We start from the raw sequence: 19,694 nt of genomic DNA, 5'->3' as shown, positions 1-19,694 counted from the left end.
TCAGTCTTCAAAGGTTAAGGATTTACCCGTCTTCGCATCAAAGATATGGATCTTATTCACATCCAGATTTGCTCCGAGTTTCTCACCCGAGGTAAATAATTCATCCGAAGAAGAACGCGTGATCAGCTTTTCGCCCGTTGGTGCCACTAAATAGTTGTAATTATCCGAGCCAAGCATCTCGACCTGATCCACCGTTACGCGAAAATCTCCTTCCTTGTCGGACGTTAAATTGCAATTTTCCGGACGAAAACCAAAGAAAATTTCTTGTTCCAATATCTGTTTATCAGCGAGACGTTGATTAATGGCATCCGAGAGAGCAATCCTATTACCCATATAACTAATACAGTACGTTTCTCCCTCTTTCATCAGATCAGCCTTTAACATATTCATTCTGGGGCTGCCAATAAAACCTGCGACAAATTGGTTGATCGGATTGTCATAGATTCTCTTTGGTGTGTCCACCTGCTGAATCACGCCATTATTCATAACAACAACACGTTCTCCCATGGTCATAGCTTCAGTTTGATCATGGGTGACATAAATAAATGTCGTATTCAGTTGCTTGTGCAATTTCGTTATCTCTGTGCGCGTCTGCACACGCAGCTTAGCGTCCAGGTTTGAAAGCGGTTCATCCATGAGGAAAACCTTAGGGTTGCGAACAATCGCTCGACCTAACGCTACTCTTTGGCGCTGCCCTCCGGATAAATTCTTTGGTTTTCTGTCTAAGTAGTCAGTCAGTCCGAGAATCTCCGCGGCTTTTTTGATTTTCTCTTCAATTTCTACTTTCGGTACTTTAGAAAGTTTAAGTGAAAATGCCATGTTCTCGTATATGGTCATATGCGGATATAGCGCATATGATTGAAAGACCATAGCGATGTCCCGATCTTTAGCGCTGACATCGTTGACCCTTTTGTCACCAATGTAAATGTCACCATCTGTAATTTCTTCAAGACCGGCTATCATTCTTAATGTCGTCGATTTTCCGCATCCGGATGGACCTACGAAAACAACAAACTCTTCATTACGGATTTTCAGCGAGAAATCTTTTACTGCAACAACATCATCGCCATATATCTTTGTAACGTTGTTCAATGTTACATCTGCCATAGTCTGCACCTCAACTTTCAATATCAAGTTCTATTGAAAACTTTACTGCGTTAGGAAGAAGGAAGAAGTTCGAAAAATGAATAATTCTCTGTTCATCGTCTTCGATCTTTTTCTTCACCGAAACTAGAGGTGAAAGTTCTCCTTGCATCAAAAACGCTGCGCCTTTGGGACTGATTCGTTCATCTGTAAATTCAATACTCTTGTAGACTTTTTTGAAGACTACGCCATAGTCCTGTCGAATTAGGCGATACGTCGATGTATCTTCAAAAATTTTCTCTTGTATGCCCGGATAGAGATACAGAGGGAAATAAGCGTAGTCAACGGACATAGGAGTGCTGTCCTCATAGACGCCTCGGACAAGTTCCAGTAATTTAAAGCGCTCTGCATGTTCAAATATCTGACATTCGACCGGTTTGGCAATGCGTATGCGTTTTTCCAAAATAATTTTGCGCCGTTTTGTATTCTCCTGACTCATATCATCGGTATAGCCGCTAAAATCCAAAATTCGCATATCTTTTACTTTGGGAATGGCCACAAATGTTCCTATCCCATGCTTCACGTTGACAAACCCATGCACTTCCAGTTCTTTGATTGCCCGGCGTACTGTTGGTCTACTGGTATTAAAAAGAATACAGAGCTCATTTTCTGACGGTATTTTTTCACCATCATGCAATTCTCCATTATGAATCTTATTAATAAATAAACGTGCAATCTGCTCATACAAAAATGAGCCTGTATTTCTTTCTAATGTGTAGTCTGCCATTTAGTCTAATAGCGGTTTGGGGTAACCATATCCTCCCTTTATTTTACAGGTCTTTTTTGCACTTAGCGCAGCGGAATATAAGGAATCCTTTATGGTTTTACCATCCATATAGGCAACTAAAAAACCACTGATAAAGCTGTCACCTGCCCCCATAGTATCCACAACGGTTGTTTGCAGCGGCTCTTGATAATAGATGTCACTTCCATGATACAACTCCGCCGGTTTTTCCCCGCGCGTTATACAGACAATCTCTACACCATGATTGAGTAAAGATTCGGCTAACTTTTTTCTTTCCTCTTCTTCGACATTCGAAGCCGAGATGAAAGCAAAATCAATATATGGAGCAACTTTGTCTATTATAGTATCGTCTTCTATGGTTGAAAAGTCATACGAAATTTTCGTCTTTCCGTGAAGTTTCGGCAATTCTTCTTCCAAAAAAGAGTAACAGCTGGTATGCATCAGATCATAGTTGCCAATCGCCTCTAAGTCACTTTGAACGAGACGAAGTTTTGCCATGGTTTGAACCGTATTGGTTTCTCTTCTTACAAATACACGATCGCCTTCCGGCGTTAAGTTAACACCCGGCTGCCCTGACTTACCCAACATGGTTCTTGAGAAAGAATAGGAAATGCCTTCTTGCTCTAAGGAATATTTGATATGGTCCGCTTTCTCATCCGTTCCAAATATTCCTAAGTATGCAGCCTCTTCTGCTCCATTTCTCTTGGCATTGACGGCAACATTAACACAATTTCCTCCGGGATAAAAAGTGTGCTCGTACATATAGCAATCACAGACATTATCCCCAACACAAATGATTTTCATATTATCCTTTCACCGATCCTTCGCTCATTCCTCGTACTAATTGCTTCTGAAACACGATGAGCAACAGGATCATCGGTAAAGAAGCAATCGCCATGCCAGCCAATAAGGTTCCCCAGTCTGTTGCAAGGGCATCTCGAAAATTCATTAAGCCTGCCGGTATTGTTTTCTGCGAATCCGAAGAAACAAAGATAATGCCAAACAGGAATTCATTCCATGCATAATAGGCGGTCAACAAGGTTACCGTTGTGAGCATCGGTTTGCTCATCGGCAGATAAATGTGTGCGTAGATTTGAAACTCATTACAACCGTCAATTAATGCTGACTCATTGATTTCTTTTGGAATCGATAGAAAATAGGAGCGCAGAAACAACGTAATTAAGGGTAGCCGGAAAGCGACATACGGTAAAATAAGCGCTAATTTCGTATCCAAGAGGTTTAAGCTATTGAGCATCTTAAACAACGGTACCAAACAAACTTGTGGATTGATCATGATTCCTGCTGTTACGAGCAAAAATACGACATCGATGAATCTCGATTTGTACTTGGATAATGCATAAGCTCCCAATGACCCGATAAACAGAACCAATACAACTGTTGCTACGGTCACAATCAACGAATTAAGGAAGTAACTTGCAACCCCTTCATTCCAGGCATTCACATAGTTCTTCCAAAGCCAGCCTTCCGGCAGTTGCCAAGTTGCGTTATATATTTCGTCATACGATTTAAACGATGACATAAACATCCAGAACAAAGGATACAAAATGGAGATGGCGAGAAGCACTAATAATAGTACGGTTAACAAGCGCGTAAAACTTAATTTTTGTTTTTTCATACTATTACGCATCCTTTCCTGTTCTAGAAATTACGATCTGAATAATGGATACTACTGCTGTTATGACAAATATGAGAACCGCCAATGCTGAAGCGTAGCCCATATTATTCTTCATAAACCCTTCTTGATACATGTGAACCGCTAAGGTTATTGAAGAAATTCCAGGTCCTCCTCCTTTGGTCAGGATATAGGGTTCATTGAAAACCAACATAGAGCCCGAAATCGTAATCAAAATATTTACGAAAATGGTTTCTCTGACTTGCGGTACCGTAACATGTAAAAACTGCAAAACGCTGCCGGCTCCATCAATTTCCGCTGCTTCATATAATTCGCGTGGAATCTTCTGCATGGCTACAATGAAAAGCATCATAATATAACCGGTGCTCTGCCATTGACTCATCGCAATCGTTGCATAAATGGCTGTCGAAGGATTTCCCAGCCACGTTCTCTTCAGCCCTTCCAAGCCAATCGCCTCTAAGAATCCATTTAAAAGTCCCATTTGCGGATTATAAATAAACCCAAACAAGAGAGCTATAACGGAAATCGATATCATCACAGGCATAAAATAAACGACTCTAAAGAATGGTGCAATTTTTCGGAGAAATTTTTGTTCCAGTATCGCTGCCAGAATCAATCCGAATCCCACTTGGCAAATCACAGAAATGACAGCATAGCGTACATTGTTCATCAATGCCACGGATATACTGCCGTCCTTAAGCATATCTTGATAATTCTTTAATCCCACAAAATTCTTGACCGGAGAAAAGGAAGAAAATTCGTAAAAGCTATTAATAATATTTTGGATCAGCGGTCCGAAAATAAAAAATATCATTAACAGCAAGAGTGGTAAAACAAACCAAATCTGGTGTTTATTTTTAAATATTCTTCTCATTTTAAACTCCTGCCTAAGGCTTTGGGATAAGGAAGGAAAAACCTCCTTTATCCCTTTGCCTGCTCCACCAACGGATTATTTCTTAAGTTTTGCTGCTGCCGCCTGGACATCCTTCATAATTTGTTCAGGCGTCGTTTGATCGATAGCTAAGGATTGTCCGCCTCTCATAAAGACATCACCTACATTGATATCGACAGCATTGTCAAACCATGGCGTAATCGACTTAGCTGACTTAATCACGTTATACGCTTCACAGCTGGCTTTAGAGGCGGTTTTTTCCGTTACGCCGCCTTCGATCGCGGTCAATTCGCCCGTATCTTTCGTGAATTTCCCGGCTGCTTCTGAAGAAGTCAGGAATTGCAAGAATTCGATGGCTTCCTTGGGGGCGTCTTTGGAAAGCATGAAGCCTTCCGGAGCGCCTTCAAGCGTATTCTGCTCTCCCTTTCCATCTTTCACGGCAGGGAAATTGAAATATCCGAAGTTAATCGGTTTATCCACTTGTTCCAGGTAACGGATTTCCGCGAGTTGCAGATAAACAATCGGCGATTTTCCACTCATGAACATATTACGTGAGGTTTCATGATCAATCGATGAGGATACTTCGCCCATATACGTCGTAAGCTTCTTAAAGATGTTAAGCCCTTCTACGTATCCCGGATCGGTAAATTCAGCGGTATCCGTGTTGTAATCCTTTTCTCGAACTTCCTTAGGTACGACACGATCAAAAATCGGTCCCAAGTAGTGCGAAACTACCCAAGGCTCTGTTAAGCCGCATACCAGTGGTTCTTTATAACCGGCATCTTTAAGCTTATCCAAAACACTAATCAGTTCGTCATAGGTTTTCGGAGCTTCCAGACCAAGCTTCTGGAAAATGTCTTTATTATAGAAAAATGCCTTTCCATCAATGGTCAAAGGTACGCCATAGCACTTTCCGTCAAAGGTAAATCCTTTTTTCTGAGATTCCATGATATTACTTGACCACTCGGTATTTTCTTTATAAAGATCATCAAGCTCACGTACTTTCCCCGACTTCACCAAGTTTTTTGCAAAGGAATCGGACCAAGATACGAAGATGTCCGGTATGTCATTGCTGGAAACCAGAACTCCGATTTTTTCCTTGTAAGAGTCATTAATAACTCGTTCAATTCGGATCTTTACATTTGGATGCTTTTCGCTGAATTTTTTTGCCATTTCATCGAAATAGGTCTTTTTCGGCTCATTCGGCCAGCGATGGAAGAAATAGACTTCCACTTCTTTTCCTGTCTTCCCGGCATCCGCTTCTTTAGAATCAGTGTTCGCTTTCTTTCCGCATGCTGCGAATACAAGCGTTAAAAGGAATAGTAACGCAACAAATATCTTTTTCTTGGCTTTCATGGTGCACCTCTCTCAATATTTCATACGCCACATATAACGTCTTACGGACATCGGATGTCCACGATGATCAGCTAAGCGCTCCGCATAATCTCTCAAAATCTTTCCGGCAATAATACCACCGAAATACTCCTGAATATCTTCGTCAACACCTTTATAATCGAATTCATTGGTATCAACCACATATACCATCTCCGAATACTTTTTGACAAAATCCAGTGCACGATCATCAAGATACTTTGTCTTTCCGTTGGAGCGAACCACTAAGAATGGGACGTCATAATCCGTGATTTCAAACGGGCCATGGAAATATTCACCGGAGTGAATATGGTGAGAATGCACCCACTGCATCTCCATCATTAAGCAGCTCGTCCAAGCATACATTTCCGGATAGTATTGGCCGCTTGCCATCGTATAGATGATGCGATCCCTCTTTAACTTCTTTCCAAACTCCTCTGCGCGCTCTTTATAGAGCTCTCTGTTCATTTCTACCAAAGTATCGATATTTTTGATTTGCTCTAACACTCGCTCATATTTTTCCTTAGGCGCGATTGCATTAAGAAGACTAACCATTAAGCGTACACCGACGCTGGTATCGCCTTCATATGGATCAATCTTCTTTTCCTTGCTGTAGTCATAATGAATAATGTACTTTGCTTCTTTGCAAAGATCACTATTCTCATCCATAGAAATTGCTACGCTGATAGCGCTTGACTCTGTCGCCATTTTTGTCGCAGCGATGGTTTCCGGAGTTGTGCCAGAATGAGAGCGTGTAATGACTAAGGAATTTTTGTTCAAGTGTGCCGGCTTACGATGTACAAATTCATTCGAAGAATATACTTTAACAGGAACATCACACTCCGTATCAAAGAAATATTCCATGGGAGCTAACGCGGCCATTGATCCGCCGCATCCGACAAGATAGATGGTTTCTAATTCCGCCTCCTTTACCGCCGTTACAACCGCATTGATTTGTTCCTGATGATTGCTCATTTTTACCCTCCTTATATTCTAAAAACATTACGTCTGCTGACGTCTTTATTTCATTATATACATGTCAAGCGAAAATGCAAACGTTTTTTAGATTTTCTTAAACAGCATGTAAATCTCATCAATTAGCCAATATTTGATAGTAAAACTTTTTCCTATTGAAATCGTAGACTATAAAAAATTCCAGAAAACATCTGAAATGAAATGACAAAAAGCATTTGAATACAAAAAAACGCTATCGCAAAGGGGCGATAGCGATCTAAACTTTATTGTGCGTTTCGTACCTCTCTCATCATCTTCTCCACTTCCTCTCTCTTCCCTAGCGACGGAATTCCCCCATAATTCATGGCCGCGTATGCCCCGCAGGCATTGGCAAAGGTACCCATGTCCTGCAGAGGGAGATTCTCCCATGAGATCTGGGCGAGAGCGCAAGGCTCAGAAAGGGGCGTAATCCCCTTATCCATAGCGATGCGGTCGGTCTCGATTAAGAGGCTATAGAGAATCGCACCCATAAACGCATCGCCACTGCCGGTGGTATCGACAGCTTGCACCGAAAAGGCGGGGATAAATACCGTTTTTCCTCGTACCGCAAGGATAGAACCTTGACAGCCGAAAGAACCGGCTAAGAGTTTGAGGTTGGGGTAGCGATTCAGAATGTCAGTAATGGCCTGCTGTAGCGCTTCGTCGTCGGGTGCTGCGGGCGGTAACTGATAGTCGACCATGCCTTTTTTATTCATCGCTTTGCGCACCAGCTGCGGATGACAAAACGCAAGCAATTCATCGCCACTGATCTTGGCCACATCGACATAGGGGAAAATGAGAGCGGTTACGGCGTGCAGCGCATCAAAAGAAGGCCACAGATTAAGCCGGAAGTTCGGATCAAAAGAGATCATGACACCCGCTTTTTGTGCACACGCCAACGCTTCTAGTGTCGTGGTACGTGACGGATCGTCCGCCATGGAAAGAGTACCGATGTGGAAAATGCGTGAATTTTCGATCTGTTCTTTCATCGCTCGATTCCAGACGAGACGCAGATCTGCGCTCGCTTTGCGATAAAACGTAAATTCCCGATCGCCCTGTTCATCCAGGGAGACAAAGGCCAGCGTAGTGGGCGCTTCCTCATCCCTTTGGACGCAAGAAACATCCATGTTTGCTTTTTCCAGACTTTTCAAAATTTTATTGCCGAACACATCGTTGCCTACGCGTCCGATCATCGCGCCCTTACGGCCCAATCGTGTTAACTGCGCCACACAGTTGGCGGGCGCTCCACCCGGCTTGGGAAGGTAGGCAAGATCGTCATTCCGCGTATTCTCCATGGCAACCGGTGCCATATCCATGAGCAATTCCCCTATTGCTGTAATGTCCCACATAAAAAGTTCCTTTCCCACTGTCCAGCGTTGTTGCTATCAGTATATTGAATGGGTCCGGCGCTGTCCATAGAGAAGGCGCGATGCTCGCGGCATTCGCCGTTTCCTACGGCCCCATGTAGGCCGACTTGCTGCAGACCCGCGGGTAAGCCGATTTGCTGTGGACCCATGTTAAAACGCAAATTGTCGAAATAACATGGGGTAAAAAATCTCTAAAATCGTCGTTCTACCCCATGTAAAAAGCGAATTGTAAAAATAACATGGGGCATCAGCGTCACAAAAAAGCAAATTTACCCCATGTTAAATTCTGATTTGTGAAAATAACATGGGGTTGTCGCCACCTGTCTACCCCATGTTAAATTGTCAATCGCAAAAATAACATGGGGTAAAGACGCCTTGCAAACAAAAATTCACCCCATGTTATTTCGCAATTATTAAAAAGAACATGGGGTATAAGCGCCACAAGGACAAAAAATTACCCCATGTTAAAACGCGAATCGTAAGAATAACATGGGGTAATGCGAAACGGACGGCCCATGCTAAATCGCTATATGAGAAATAACATGGGTATCGCGGCGTCGCGGTGCGGAAAGGAGTCGCTGCGCGACGCCCGAGAAAGTCCGTCTCACGGCGTCGGAAATGGGTCGCCGTGCGGTGCAGAAAAGAGTCAGCCTCATTGTGCCCAGAAGAGGTCACCCCCGTTTGCCGCACAACAGCCGAAACGTTCTCTTAGAGGCGTTCTTGATACAAAAAAAGCCGCCCATGGGGGCGGCTTTTCGTATACGAGATTGGTGATGGTTTACTGTGCTGCGCTCTTTGCGCGGTCTTCTTTGATCTTTTCGGCCAGCTTCGGCACGATCTGGAACAGATCGCCGACGATACCGACATCGGCCACGTTAAAGATCGGGGCATCCGGATCTTTATTGATGGCAATGATGTAGTCGGATTCTTCCATACCGGCCAAGTGCTGGATTGCACCAGAAATGCCGCAGGCAATGTAGAGGGTCGGACGAACGGTTTTACCGGTCTGACCAACCTGAATGTCTTTCGGTGCCCAACCGGCATCTACAGCAGCGCGAGAGCTGGACACTTCACCACCGATGGCGGCTGCCAGTTCTTCGAGCAATTTGAAGTTTTCCGGAGCGCCTAAACCACGGCCGCCGGAAACCAGGATCTTGGCGTCCTGAATGTCCACTTTTTCTTTAACTTCTTTGACGACATCTTCGATCTCGACAAAGCACTTGTTCTTTTCAATCGGCTTGCCGTAAGGAATGATTTCTCCCTTACGAGTCTTGTCGCGCAGCTGCTTAACCATAACGCCCGGACGGACGGTGGCCATCTGCGGACGGAAATTGGAGCAAAGAATGGTAGCCATGAGGTTGCCGCCGAAAGCCGGACGGGTCATGCGCAACTCTTTGTTTTCCGGGTCAATTTCCAATTTGGTGCAGTCAGCGGTCAGACCGGTGTGAATGCGGCCGGCCAGACGCGGACCGAGGTCACGGCCGATAGCGGTTGCGCCAACCAGCATCGCTTCCGGTTTATATTCGTTAATCACGTTAGCGAGCACCTGTGTGTACGGCTCGGTGCGATAGTACTTGAGTTCCGGATCATCCGCAACGATGACGCGATCTGCACCGTATTCCACGAGCGTCTGTGCAAGCTCGGCCATGTTTTCGCCGATCAGGACAGCCGTAACGTTCGTGTTCAAATCCTTCGCCAGCTCTTGGCCTTTACCCAAAAGTTCCAGCGATACGTTGGTCAGTTTACCTTCTACTTGTTCGGCGAAGGTCATGACCCCTTTATAATCCTGTAAATTCATCCCTGACCTCCCTTACAGTACGTACTTCTCATGCAGACGATCCAAAATGAACTGGACCGATTCATCGACACCTTTTTCAATCTTCATGCCCGGCGCCTTAACCGCCTTCGGGAAAGACTGTGCAACGCGCGTCGGAGAGCCGGCTAAGCCGATGTTATCATCTTCTACCGGAACTTCCGAGCGGGTCCAGCGGGTGATTTCATAGTTATCAAAGGAGTCAAAGATGGCACCCGGCGTCATATAGCGCGGGGTAACGGCTTCAGCCAATGCAGTGACGAGGCACGGCATTTTGGCACGAACGATATGGTAACCGTCGTCATAGTGACGTTTGACCACGATGCTGTCGCCATCCACATCCAAGCTGGCAGCGTAGGAAATGTTGGGGATGCCCAGGTGCTCAGCCATTTCCGGGCCAACCTGCGCAGTATCGCCATCGATAGCCTGACGGCCGCAGATGATCAGATCGTAATCGATCTTGGAGACGGCACCGGCAATGGTCGAAGAAGTTGCCCAAGTATCAGCGCCACCGAACGCACGGTCCGTAACCAGGAACGCATCATCGGCGCCCATGGCCAGAGCTTCATGCAGAATGGCTTCCGCTTGCGGGGGTCCCATGGATACGACATCAACGTGCGCATCCGGTGTTTTATCTTTAATGGCTAACGCGAATTCCAACGCCGCTTTGTCATCCGGATTCATGATCGAGGGCACACCGTCACGAATGAGGGTTCCCTTAACCGGATCAATGCGGACTTCGTTAGTATCCGGCACTTGTTTAATGCATACTACGATATTCATGATCCCTCCTATTTCAACAGGTCGCCACCGACCACCATGAGCATAACTTCCGACGTTCCTTCGTAGATCTCTGTGATCTTGGCATCACGCATCATACGTTCGACGTCGTAATCCACCATGTAGCCATAGCCGCCGAGCAGCTGAACGGCGCGGTTCGTTACCCAAGAAGCCACGCGAGCAGCTTTCAGTTTAGCCGTTGCTGCTTCTACGCTGTAGCGTTTCTGCGTATCTTTAGCCATCGCTGCACGATACACGAGCAAGCGAGCAGCTTGTACTTCAATTTCCATCTCCGCCAGCTTGAACTGGGTGTTTTGGAATTTAGCCAAAGGACGACCAAACTGTTTACGTTCTTTGACGTAATCTTTCGCAATATCCAAAGCGCCTTGTGCAATGCCCAGAGCCTGTGCAGCAATACCGATACGGCCGCCGTCCAGTGTGCCCATAGCAATGCCGAAGCCCTTGCCTTCTTTACCGACCAAATTTTCCTTCGGCACGCGTACGTTATTGAAAATCAACTCGCGCGTGGAGGAAGCATGAATGCCCATCTTGTCTTCGGCGATGCCGAAGGAGAACCCTTCCATGCCTTTTTCCAGAATGAAGCAGGAAATGCCGTGGTTACCCTTGCTGCGGTCCGTCATGGCAAAAATGCAGTAGATGTCGGCTTTACCGGCGTTTGTGATAAAGATCTTGGAACCATTGATGATGTATTCATCGCCATCCAATACGGCGGTTGTCTGCTGACCCGCTGCATCCGTACCGGCTTCCGGTTCGGTCAGACCAAAGGCACCCAGCTTTTCTCCCTTTGCCAGCGGTACTAAGTATTTTTCCTTCTGTTCCTTCGAACCGAATTTTTCGATCAGGCTCGCGCAAAGCGACGTATGTGCCGAAACGATAACGCCGGTCGAAGCGCAGACACGCGACAATTCCTCTACGCACATCGCATATGTAAGCGTATCGCAACCCTGTCCACCGAATTCCTTTGCAAAAGGAATGCCCAAAAATCCGTATTTTGCCATTTTCTCGACGGTTTCGTCCGGGAAGCGATGTTCCTTATCGATTTCCTGGGCGAGTGGTTTCACCTCCGCCAGAGCAAAGTCACGAAACAGCTGTTGCGCCATCTTGTGCTTTTCACTCAAAGTAAAATCCATTCTTTCCTCCTTCATTCACATGGTTCCTACTTTCCCACCGGAAAGTCTGCCAATCCTGTTTAACGTGGGCTTCTCCCCCTTACAACAAACCATCCTCAGAGGCAAACGCTTGGACGCATCCTCTCCTACTTGTGCGTCCGCATTTCTCCCGCTCGTTAAATTTTTATCCCATAAGCGCTAAGAGAAGAGACCCGAAACGGGTCTCTTCACCCGAGCTTATTGATTGGTAAATTTTTTCTCTTTTCGCTTTTCCAAAAAGGCGCTCATGCCCTCTTTTTGGTCCTGGGTCGTGAAGCAATGCGAGAACGCTTTTACTTCCTTTTTCAGCCCCTCTTCAAGAGAATCATCTAGCCCTTCCTGCAATACGCGCTTAGAGGCCCGCACCGCAATGGGCGCATTTTTCGCAATGCGTTCGGCGAGTTTCATGGCTTGCGGCAGCAGTTCTTCCGGCGGGAAAACCGCACTGACTAAACCGATGCGCAAGGCCTCATCAGCCTCAATATTTCTCGCACTTAAGATAATCTCGTTGGCTTTAGAGCGCGAACCGATGAGTCTTGCCAATCTCTGCGTACCGCCAAAGCCCGGCGTAATGCCCAGTCCCACTTCCGGTTGCCCGAAAACGGCATTTTCTGAAGCATAACGAATATCACAGCTCATGGCCAGTTCATTACCACCGCCCAGCGCGTAGCCATTGATAGCAGCGATGACCGGGATCGGGAGCGTTTCGATCTTGCGCATCACCTTGTGTCCCAGGGAGGCGTATGCTTGCGCCTCCTCTTCGCCCAGATCTTTCATCTGTGCAATGTCCGCTCCGGCAACAAAAGCTTTTTCGCCGGTACCGGTGATAATCAACGTGCGTACCTGGTCAAGGTCAATCGCATCAAGCGCTTTGTCCAACGCTTCCAGCACATTGCTATTTAAAGCATTTAATGCTTCCGGGCGATGCACTCTGAGAATTTGCACCGCACCTTGTTTTTCACTTTCGATCAATGCCATCTTACTCGGCTTTCTTTACCACGGCAGCGCAGCCCATGCCGCCGCCAATGCACAAGGTAGCTAAGCCTAAGTTTGCATCATCACGGCGCAGCATCTCGTAAATCAAGGTGGTTAAAATACGTGCGCCCGAGCATCCGACCGGATGGCCTAAAGCAATGGCGCCGCCGTTGACATTGACTTTCTCTTCGTCCAATTTCAACTCCTTCACCACAGCAACCGATTGTGCGGCAAAGGCTTCGTTGGATTCAACCAAATCAAAGTCCGTCGGCTTGATATTCAGACGTTTGCAGATCTTCTTCGTGGCTTCGATCGGACCAACACCCATGATGGACGGTTCAACACCCGCCATGGTTCCGCTGACCCACTCGACCTGCGGTTTAATGTTCAATTCTTTCATCTTCTCTTCAGAAATCAACACCATGGCAGAAGCACCAATATTGATGCCCGAGCTGTTACCCGCGGTCACAATACCGTCTTTCTTGAATGCCGGACGCAGTTTTGCCAAAATTTCCGGTGTCTGTCCTGAACGAATGCCTTCATCAGTATCAAAAGTGATGGTATCCTTTTTCACCTTCACTTCGAACGGAACAATTTCGTCTTTGAAACGGCCGCTGTCGCGTGCTTCTTCTGCACGGTTCTGGCTGCGTGCCGAGAATTTATCCAGTTCTTCACGCGTAATGCCGTATTTTTCAGCGACATTCTCTGCCGTAATGCCCATATGATAATCGTTAAAGGCATCCCACAGAGCATCATGCACCATCGTATCCACGACGGTAGCGTCGTTCATGCGGTAACCGAAACGTCCCTTCATCAACGCATACGGTGCCATAGCCATATTCTCTGCCCCGCCGGCTACCACGATGTCGGCTTCACCGGTTTGAATCATGCGTGCCGCAGTGTTGACTGCTTCAAGGCCGGAGCCGCACACAACGTTTAAGGTCACTGCCGGCGTTTCTACCGGAATGCCCGAATTTACGGAAATCTGACGAGCAACGTTTTGGCCCAAACCCGCCTGCAGTACGTTACCCATGTATACGAAATCCACCTGCTCCGGTTTCACACCGGAACGTTTTAATGCCTCGCGAACAGCCACTTCGCCCAACTTAACAGCCGGCGTATCTTTTAATACACCCGACATTGTACCAATGGCCGTACGTACGGCGCCTGTAATAAAAATTTTGCGTGTCATGTTTCCCCCTTCACTCCGAATGGATGCATTGGTCACTTTCCTGACGGCACAAGTGCCACCATGCCACCACTTCATTCTACCGCTTTCCATAAAGTTGTCAAATCATTCACAATGACTCTGCTTCACGTCTTAGCGCTTATTGCTGTTTCTCCAGATGTGCAGCCGTTCCGCTTCTTTGATCAATTCTTCACGTGCATCCGGATGCGCCAGGCTGATTAAAGCTTCTGCACGCTGCCATGTGGACTTGCCCTTCAGGTTCACAATGCCATTTTCCGTAGCCACATAATGGGTCGTTGTACGCGGATCCGTTACAATGGTACCCGGACTCAACGTCGGAACAATACGGCTTTGCATCTTACCCTGTTTATCGATACGCGACGACTGGAACGCCGTTATGGATTTTCCGCCCTTCGACATATAGGCGCCCATCACGAAATCCAACTGTCCGCCCGTACCGGAAATCTGATTGAAGCCGCCCGTTTCGGCATTGACCTGCCCGAATAAGTCGATTTCTACGCAGTTATTGATGGCAATAAAATTATCCATCTTCGAAACGACGTACGGATCATTGACATAATCCACCGGCGCCGTTGCTAACGCCTGGTTATGGTCCATCCAATCATAGAGTTCTTTCGATCCCAGTGAGAACGAGAATACCTGCTTGCCGCGATTCAATTCCTTCTGCATGCCCGTCACGACGCCTGCTTTTGTCATGGCCATCATGGAATCCACGTACATCTCGGAATGGATGCCCAAATCCTTCAAATCCGATTCGGCAATCTTATAGCCAAGTGCGTTCGGCATACCGCCGATGCCCAGCTGCAGCGTTGCACCGTCCACGATCTCTTTGATCAACATGTCCGCAATCTTTTCATCCGTCTCATCCGGTTGAATCGTCGGAATCGTATCGATGGGCTCATCGGATTCCACAACGGCATGCACTTCTTTAATATTGATGTAGTCATCGCTCAAGCCCTGCACCACCGGCATATTTTTATTGGCTTCCACCACCACGTACTTGGCGCGATTAATGACTTCTCTTGTCTGCGCAATGCACGGTCCCAAATTAAAGTTGCCGTTTTCATCCATCGGGCATGTCTGCAAGAACAACACGTCCACCGTTTCCACGTCCTCAGGGCGACGATACATCTCCGGCTGTTCCGCGTAACGCATCGGAATGAAGAACGCACGGCTTTCTCTTGACAGACGGCGATCCTGGCTCTGCATGAACCAGCTGTTCCATACGAACACATCTCTTCCCAGCTTCACATTGGCTTCCAAAATCTGAATCGGGTGATAGATCAGATACCCACGAACAAATACCTCGTTCAATTCCTCTGCCCGTGCAGCCAATGCCTTATCCAGCAAATTTGGCACCGACATCGCATGCGCATAATCCAGCCACATCCCGTCCTTGACGATCTTGACCGCCTCTTCCGGCGTCGTCAGCTTCTCCTGATATTGCTTCTGGTAATCAATCATGAAAACTCCCTCCGCTCCACACTCTCATCCATTGGCCTATTCTGCCTTCGCAATAGTCTTCCTCTGTGGTGACGTTTTCCACCCTGTTGCATGTCGACCCTATATTGACGATATGCCGCCGCAAGGGCGATGCCCCAACTGCTACTCTTTTACCCTACTTTAGTAGGATACTATCCATTTTCTACTCTACACTTTACCATAATGATGTATGGAACTGATGAATAGCCATGTAGCGAGATGAACAATAAGGAAGGCGGCCCGGAGGGCCGCCAACCGCCTATACCAACCGCGACGCGCAAGCGGCGCTCCTTATTTTTTAATCGTCGCTCGCCAGGTCGACTCCGCTTGGCGATGAAGGCTTAGCACCCCATGTTAATATTAAAATAGCAATTTAGCATGGGGTGGATTTGTGCCTGGAAGGCGCCTTTACCCCATGTTATTTTTGAAATAGCGTTTTAACATGGGGTGATATTTCGTTTCAAAAGCGTTTTTACCCCATGTAATTATGGCAATTCGCATTTAACATGGGGTAAAACACGCGGCAACGCCCCATGTTATTTTTAATATCGCGTTTTAGCATGGGATAAATCTGCGTTTTTGCAGCAATCTCGCCCCATGTTATTTTTAAAATAGCGATATAACATGGGGCGGTTCTTCGTTTCGAAGGAGTTTTTACCCCATGTTATTTTTAAGATTCGCATATAACATGGGGAAGACACGCGACAACGCCCATCGCTAACCACACAAAAAAAAGACTGTATCGAGAACCGATACAGTCTTCACTCTAAAATTGAGATTTTCATGTGTCGACATCGCATGGCGCCATCTGGCGTCGGCTTTTTGCCGGCCATCCGATGTCAACTGACAAGTCGCAAGCGAAACTTACTTAACTTCGACTTCTGCGCCAGCTTCTTCCAGCTTCGCTTTGATGGATTCTGCTTCGTCCTTGGAAACTTTCTCTTTGACAGCCTTCGGGGTTTCATCAACCAGAGCCTTAGCTTCCTTCAGGCCTAAACCGGAGATCTCTTTAACGACTTTGATAACGTTGATCTTGGAAGAACCAGCGCTCTTCAGGATAACGTCAAATTCAGTCTGTTCTGCTTCAGCAGCGCCAGCAGCACCACCAGCAGCCGGAGCAGCAACAGCAGCTACCGGAGCAGCAGCGGATACGCCAAATTCTTCTTCCAACGTGGAAACCAGTTCAGACAGTTCCAAAACGGTCAATTCTTTTACTTGATCAACTAATGCAGTAACTTTCTCAGATGCCATGATATTCCTCCTATAAGGTTTTACTAAAATTGCAGTACCGAATAATACAGATGATTACGCGGCTTCGTTTTCCTTCTTCTCTTTGATTGCATTGAAAGCATAAACCGCTTTGCGCAAAATTCCCTGCGATGCATTCGCGAAACCGGAGATCGGTCCCTGGAGTCCGCGCAGCACCATGCTGAGGAGGACATCCTTCGACGGGAGTTTCGAAAGAGCAACCATTTCATCCGACGTCATCGCATGACCATCCATGTAGCCGGCGACGATTTGGAATTGCTCTTTGTGATCCTGCGCAAATTTAGCAGCAATCTTCGGGCCTTCGACCATCTCGCCATTGGAGAAAATGAAGGCGTTCGGTCCGTTCAGGATTTCATCCAAATCGGTCATTCCCAGATCATTGAACGCACGACGTACCATCGTGTTCTTGTAGACTTTGTAAACAACGTCTTGTTCACGGAACTGGTTGCGCAAATCGGTAATATCTTCAACCGTAATGCCGTTGTAGGCAGCGATCGTAACCGACTTTGCATTCTGAATGGCTTCCTTGATTTCATCAACGACCGCCTGCTTCTTTTGCAACGTCTGTTCTTTCATTCCATTCACCTCCTTCGGCTACACATTGAAAAAACTCTCGGGCAGAGAGCGACCGAGAGTTGCAAATTCATCTTCGCACCTCGACAGGAAATTAAGTTTCGCAAAAGCGAAGCACCTGTGGTCTTCGGTAGCCGACTATTAGAATACCACAGGGAGCGTCTCTATGCAAGACGCTCCCTGCGTTTCTTATTATTGTGATTGTAGCGCTTGGCTGATAACAGACTTCGCGCTTGGCTTAGCAGGCTTAGCGCTTGCCCAATTCCATCAGAGATGTTGTCTCCAAGGCAATGCCGGGGCCCATGGTGTTAGCCACCGTAACGGACTTCAGGTACTTGCCCTTCGCGGAAGCCGGTTTCGCCTTAACGATCGCCGCCATCAACGCTTTAAGGTTATCGCTGATCTGGTTGGCATCGAACGAAGCCTTACCTACCAAAACGTGGATGATGTTTTGCTTATCCGTACGGTACTCAACCTTACCGGCTTTGACGTCCTTAACAGCCTGTGCCACGTCCATCGTGACCGTACCGGCCTTCGGGTTCGGCATTAAGCCACGGGGACCGAGGACACGACCAATGCGTCCGACCTGACCCATCATGTCCGGGGTAGCAATGGCCACATCAAAATCCATCCAGTTTTCTTTCTGCACCTTTTCGATCAAATCTTCTCCAGCAAAGTCTGCGCCTGCGGCAAGAGCTTCATCAGCCTTTCCACCCTTTGCAAAAACAGCAACGCGAACCGCTTTACCGGTGCCATGCGGCAGAGCGACGGTGCCGCGCACCTGCTGATCCGCATGACGGGAATCAACGCCCAAGCGAGCATGCAGCTCGATGGTTTCATCAAACTTGGCCGTTGCAGTTTTCTTCAATAATTCAGCTGCCTCCTCAATGGAGTACGACTTCGTCGTATCGATGAGTTTGGCTGCCTCAATATACTTTTTGCCTCTTTTCGGCATAAGATCCTCCTTGTGGTACGAGCGGAAATTCCTCCCACTGCTCTATTATTCTTCGACTGTAATTCCCATCGAACGCGCTGTTCCGGCAACCATGCTCATTGCTGCTTCCAGAGAAGCGGCATTCAGATCCGGCTTCTTCAGCTCTGCGATCTTCTGTAACTGCGCTTTGGTGATCTTGCCGACTTTCTTCTTGTTCGGTTCACCCGAAGCAGACTGTAAGCCCAGTTCCTTTTTGATCAGGACGGCAGCCGGCGGGGTTTTCGTAATGAATGTAAAGGAGCGATCCTGATAGACGGTCATGACTACCGGGATGATCAGGCCCTGTTTATCAGCGGTCTGAGCATTAAAAGCCTTTACAAACTCCATAATGTTGACGCCGTGGGGACCGAGCGCGGTACCAACCGGCGGTGCCGGCGTTGCAGAACCGGCGGGAATTTGCAATTTTACAATTGCGCTTACTTTTTTAGCCATAGTATCCTCCTGGGATTTCTATCGTGGTCAGAGCGGGGACTCTCCCCCTCCCACTTACGACTATTGCGGACGATATTGCTATAGAGTTTCAATATCGTCGTAGGACAATTCTACGGACGTCTCACGCCCAAACATATTGATGAGGGCTTTGATCGTCTGCTTGTCCGATTGAACTTCTTCGACTTCCGCGGAAAAACCCGCAAAAGGTCCAAAAATGATTTCGATCTGGTCGCCCGGGGCAACGTGTATCTCTCGCTGCGTTGTCTGCTCACGTACGCCGAACTGTGCGACTTCTCGTGCGGTGAGTGGAATCGGATCTGATCCGGGACCAACGAAACCGGTGACTCCGTTTGTGTTGCGAATCAGGAACCAGGACTTCGGGGTGACATTCATTTTCACCAGCACATAGCCCGGCAGAATTTTGCGTTCCTTGATTACGCGTTCGTTATTACGAACCTCTGTGTACTTTTCCATCGGGACCCGTACGTCAAAAACATCTTCATCCTGACGGTTCTCGATGATTTTTTCGATCTTATCTTTCACTTTGTTTTCGTATCCGGAATAAGTATGGATGACATACCATTTTCCTTCCAGGGTGTCTTTTTCCTGTTCCGACATGTTTTCCCCCTTTTCTACGAATCAAATAACAAGACCGACAAACCAACCATAAATCAGATCAAGTATCCAACCGAATACCGCGACAGCCGCGGCAATCACCAGAACAATGCATGTATACTGAACGACTTCCGGCACAGTGGGCCACTGGATCTTTCGCATTTCCGCGCGCATACCGTCCATACGGCTTGGCGCCTTCTTCTCTGCCATAGATCCT

The 19,694-nt window shown here is 47.1% G+C and carries 20 protein-coding genes and 1 other annotated feature; all 20 genes read right to left on the bottom strand.

The window, feature by feature from the left end:
• Entirely contained in the window at nucleotides 1-1,107 is a 1,107-nt protein-coding gene (locus BN98_RS00210) for an ABC transporter ATP-binding protein (RefSeq protein WP_019190339.1), read from the bottom strand.
• A 10-nt stretch (nucleotides 1,108-1,117) separates the two neighbouring features.
• A complete protein-coding gene (locus BN98_RS07700) occupies nucleotides 1,118-1,870 on the bottom strand; it encodes a GntR family transcriptional regulator (protein ID WP_019190340.1) in 753 nt (250 codons plus the stop codon).
• Nucleotides 1,871-2,692: a PfkB family carbohydrate kinase gene (locus BN98_RS00200; RefSeq protein ID WP_019190341.1), complete on the bottom strand. Its 822-nt coding sequence runs from the start codon at nucleotides 2,690-2,692 to the stop codon at nucleotides 1,871-1,873.
• 1 nt (nucleotide 2,693) lies between these two features.
• Nucleotides 2,694-3,524 (bottom strand): carbohydrate ABC transporter permease, encoded by an 831-nt coding sequence (locus tag BN98_RS00195; protein WP_040942489.1) that lies wholly within the window; start codon nucleotides 3,522-3,524, stop codon nucleotides 2,694-2,696.
• A gap of 4 nt (nucleotides 3,525-3,528) precedes the next feature.
• Entirely contained in the window at nucleotides 3,529-4,416 is an 888-nt protein-coding gene (locus tag BN98_RS00190; protein WP_019190343.1) for a carbohydrate ABC transporter permease, read from the bottom strand.
• A gap of 75 nt (nucleotides 4,417-4,491) precedes the next feature.
• The gene (locus BN98_RS00185; RefSeq protein WP_019190344.1) at nucleotides 4,492-5,790 is read right to left on the bottom strand and encodes an ABC transporter substrate-binding protein; all 1,299 of its coding nucleotides are present in this window, start codon (nucleotides 5,788-5,790) and stop codon (nucleotides 4,492-4,494) included.
• A 12-nt stretch (nucleotides 5,791-5,802) separates the two neighbouring features.
• A complete protein-coding gene (locus tag BN98_RS00180; RefSeq protein WP_019190345.1) occupies nucleotides 5,803-6,780 on the bottom strand; it encodes an SIS domain-containing protein in 978 nt (325 codons plus the stop codon).
• A 263-nt stretch (nucleotides 6,781-7,043) separates the two neighbouring features.
• Nucleotides 7,044-8,147, bottom strand: coding sequence for a carbohydrate kinase family protein (locus BN98_RS00175; protein ID WP_040942488.1), 1,104 nt, complete (start codon nucleotides 8,145-8,147; stop codon nucleotides 7,044-7,046).
• A 796-nt stretch (nucleotides 8,148-8,943) separates the two neighbouring features.
• Complete coding sequence (locus BN98_RS00170; RefSeq protein ID WP_019190347.1) at nucleotides 8,944-9,963, bottom strand: electron transfer flavoprotein subunit alpha/FixB family protein; 1,020 nt, start codon at nucleotides 9,961-9,963, stop codon at nucleotides 8,944-8,946.
• Between the two features lie 12 nt (nucleotides 9,964-9,975).
• Nucleotides 9,976-10,761, bottom strand: a complete 786-nt coding sequence (locus BN98_RS00165) for an electron transfer flavoprotein subunit beta/FixA family protein (protein ID WP_019190348.1) — start codon at nucleotides 10,759-10,761, stop codon at nucleotides 9,976-9,978.
• 8 nt (nucleotides 10,762-10,769) lie between these two features.
• Nucleotides 10,770-11,909 (bottom strand): acyl-CoA dehydrogenase, encoded by a 1,140-nt coding sequence (locus BN98_RS00160; RefSeq protein ID WP_019190349.1) that lies wholly within the window; start codon nucleotides 11,907-11,909, stop codon nucleotides 10,770-10,772.
• Between the two features lie 216 nt (nucleotides 11,910-12,125).
• On the bottom strand, nucleotides 12,126-12,905 hold the full coding sequence (locus tag BN98_RS00155; RefSeq protein WP_019190350.1) for an enoyl-CoA hydratase-related protein: 780 nt from the start codon (nucleotides 12,903-12,905) through the stop codon (nucleotides 12,126-12,128).
• A gap of 1 nt (nucleotide 12,906) precedes the next feature.
• Entirely contained in the window at nucleotides 12,907-14,094 is a 1,188-nt protein-coding gene (locus BN98_RS00150; protein WP_019190351.1) for an acetyl-CoA C-acetyltransferase, read from the bottom strand.
• Nucleotides 14,095-14,223: 129 nt separating this feature from the next.
• Nucleotides 14,224-15,576: an acetyl-CoA hydrolase/transferase C-terminal domain-containing protein gene (locus tag BN98_RS00145; protein WP_019190352.1), complete on the bottom strand. Its 1,353-nt coding sequence runs from the start codon at nucleotides 15,574-15,576 to the stop codon at nucleotides 14,224-14,226.
• A gap of 882 nt (nucleotides 15,577-16,458) precedes the next feature.
• The gene (gene rplL / locus BN98_RS00140; RefSeq protein WP_019190353.1) at nucleotides 16,459-16,845 is read right to left on the bottom strand and encodes a 50S ribosomal protein L7/L12; all 387 of its coding nucleotides are present in this window, start codon (nucleotides 16,843-16,845) and stop codon (nucleotides 16,459-16,461) included.
• A gap of 54 nt (nucleotides 16,846-16,899) precedes the next feature.
• Nucleotides 16,900-17,439, bottom strand: a complete 540-nt coding sequence (gene rplJ / locus BN98_RS00135) for a 50S ribosomal protein L10 (RefSeq protein WP_019190354.1) — start codon at nucleotides 17,437-17,439, stop codon at nucleotides 16,900-16,902.
• Between the two features lie 18 nt (nucleotides 17,440-17,457).
• Nucleotides 17,458-17,585 (bottom strand) — a sequence feature (ribosomal protein L10 leader region).
• Between the two features lie 98 nt (nucleotides 17,586-17,683).
• Entirely contained in the window at nucleotides 17,684-18,391 is a 708-nt protein-coding gene (gene rplA / locus BN98_RS00130) for a 50S ribosomal protein L1 (RefSeq protein WP_019190355.1), read from the bottom strand.
• A 45-nt stretch (nucleotides 18,392-18,436) separates the two neighbouring features.
• Nucleotides 18,437-18,862, bottom strand: a complete 426-nt coding sequence (gene rplK, locus BN98_RS00125; protein ID WP_019190356.1) for a 50S ribosomal protein L11 — start codon at nucleotides 18,860-18,862, stop codon at nucleotides 18,437-18,439.
• 78 nt (nucleotides 18,863-18,940) lie between these two features.
• The gene (gene nusG, locus BN98_RS00120; protein ID WP_019190357.1) at nucleotides 18,941-19,480 is read right to left on the bottom strand and encodes a transcription termination/antitermination protein NusG; all 540 of its coding nucleotides are present in this window, start codon (nucleotides 19,478-19,480) and stop codon (nucleotides 18,941-18,943) included.
• Between the two features lie 21 nt (nucleotides 19,481-19,501).
• The gene (gene secE, locus BN98_RS00115) at nucleotides 19,502-19,687 is read right to left on the bottom strand and encodes a preprotein translocase subunit SecE (RefSeq protein ID WP_019190358.1); all 186 of its coding nucleotides are present in this window, start codon (nucleotides 19,685-19,687) and stop codon (nucleotides 19,502-19,504) included.
• Nucleotides 19,688-19,694 lie beyond the last annotated feature (7 nt).

Source organism: Levyella massiliensis (assembly GCF_000308275.2).
Classification (GTDB): domain Bacteria; phylum Bacillota; class Clostridia; order Tissierellales; family Peptoniphilaceae; genus Murdochiella; species Murdochiella massiliensis_A.
The sequence above is the reverse complement of the archived record's forward strand: the minus strand, read 5'-3'. Positions and strand labels throughout refer to the sequence as shown.